The organism is Mesorhizobium sp. M2E.F.Ca.ET.209.01.1.1 (genome assembly GCF_004010375.2).
In the GTDB taxonomy this organism is placed as follows: domain Bacteria; phylum Pseudomonadota; class Alphaproteobacteria; order Rhizobiales; family Rhizobiaceae; genus Mesorhizobium.
The window spans coordinates 1-427 of the sequence record NZ_SADP02000218.1 but is presented as its reverse complement, the minus strand read 5'-3'; the positions used below and the strand labels follow the sequence as shown (position 1 = coordinate 427).

The following is a 427-nucleotide window of genomic DNA, read 5'->3' as shown; positions in this document are numbered from 1 at the left end:
AAAGCAGCGGCCGCCGCATCGACTGCGGTGTTGGCGTCGGCAATGCTTGCAGCAGCGGCGCGTGTCGCGAGCTTGCCGGTGAAGGGGTCCAGGCGCTCGTAGGAGGCCTTGCCGGTTGCCGCCCGCTCGTCGCCGTCGATCAGAAGTCCGATATCCATTGTTCTCTCCCTCGCTCCTGCGGGAGCGCTACAAATTAGAAGCCGAGCACTTCGGCGCTTATCGATGCTTCAAGGCCGCCGTCGACGGGCACGTTGGCGCCGTTGATCCAACGTGCGCCGTCCGAGCACAGGAACAGCACGACCGGCGCGATGTCGCCCGATGTGCCGGCGCGGCCGACCCGGGCGATATCGCTGTCGACCCTGGAATCGCCGAGGACCGCCCGGAACTGTTTCAGGATCGGCGTCTCGACCGGACCAGGACTGACCGC

The 427-nt window shown here is 66.5% G+C and carries 1 protein-coding gene and 1 pseudogene; both read right to left on the bottom strand.

Annotated elements, in window-relative coordinates; genetic code table 11:
* Positions 1 to 158, bottom strand: a pseudogene (locus EN852_RS43400) (salicylaldehyde dehydrogenase); the annotation flags it as partial.
* A gap of 35 nt (positions 159 to 193) precedes the next feature.
* A partial coding sequence (locus EN852_RS35365; protein ID WP_135879642.1) for an SDR family oxidoreductase occupies positions 194 to 427 on the bottom strand: 234 nt, incomplete at its 5' end.